Annotated in this window: 1 protein-coding gene; it reads right to left on the reverse strand. The window is 51.4% G+C overall.

All coding sequences use genetic code 11. From position 1 onward, the window contains the following. Nucleotides 1-128: 128 nt before the first annotated feature. Nucleotides 129-1,031 carry a ribokinase gene (gene rbsK, locus HMPREF2726_RS02955; RefSeq protein ID WP_070602118.1) on the reverse strand — a complete coding sequence of 301 codons (903 nt, stop codon included), beginning with the start codon at nucleotides 1,029-1,031 and terminating at the stop codon, nucleotides 129-131. Nucleotides 1,032-1,077: the final 46 nt, after the last annotated feature.

Here is a 1,077-nt window from a genome sequence, read left to right on the forward strand (position 1 = left end):
CGCCGTACTGGTTTAAAGTTAATCCACTATAATGCGGCTCAATCATCTTTAAGATTAATAAAGGTCGTCTGAAACGCCGGAAGATGGGTTTCAGACGACCTTTTGTGTTTCATAACGTGAATATGGATTTATTGATGCGCGGCGAGGAATTGTTCCAATTCTTCTTTGAAAGGCATTCCGTTTTGCGCGCCGTCTTGGGTAATGGAAAGCGCGGCGGCGGCACATGCCTTACGGACGGCAGTTTCGATGCCTTGATTCCAGAAGACGGACAACGCGCCGTTGAATGCGTCGCTGGCGCCGGTAGTGTCGGCAGTGTCCACTTTAAAGCTGGAAACATAACGCAAACCGTCTTTTCCGTCTTTATAGACTGCGCCTTTGTCGCCCATGGTCATCAGGACGGGGCAGGGGGCTTTTAGAATCAGCTCTTCGGGATTCAAATCTTGCGACAGGCCGAGGCAGTCGGCAAGTTCGTAGCGGTTGGGGGTCAGAAGAGTGACCAATTCCCATAATTCCGAAGGCAGGAATTGTGCGGGAGCCGGGTTGAGGATAAAGGGCTTGCCGTATTTCTTCGCCAATTTTGCGGCGGTGATGACGCAGTCCATCGGAATTTCGAGCTGGCTCAAAACCACATCGGCGGAGGCGATTTGCTGCTCGGCGTTTTCGATGTCGGCAACCGTCAGCCCCATGTTGGCTCCGGCGATAACGATAATGGCGTTTTCATCGTCGGCAACGGTAATGTTTGCCATGCCGCTGGGCAGGCCGGTGAGGGTTTGGATGTGTTCGGTAAAGATGCCTTCGCGGCAGAGGTTGGTGGTCATTTCATAGCCGAAATCGTCATCGCCGACCGCGCCGACTATACAGACGTCTGCCCCCAAACGCGCTGCTGCAATCGCTTGGTTTGCGCCCTTGCCGCCCATGAAGCGGTGAAATGAATTGCCCAGCAATGTTTCACCCGCTCTGGGAAATTTTGAAGCGCGGGTGACTAAATCCATATTGATACTGCCGATAACGACGATTTTAGCTTGGAGCATCCTTGATATCCCTTTTATAGTCAATTAAAAACAAAATAGTACAATA

Origin of the sequence: Neisseria sp. HMSC074B07 (genome assembly GCF_001810355.1) — a bacterium.
Taxonomy (GTDB): domain Bacteria; phylum Pseudomonadota; class Gammaproteobacteria; order Burkholderiales; family Neisseriaceae; genus Neisseria.

Excerpts from the sequence above, each read along its gene's own strand:
- rbsK (WP_070602118.1), bottom strand. The coding sequence starts at position 1,031 with ATGCTCCAAGCTAAAATCGTCGTTATCGGCAGTATCAATATGGATTTA.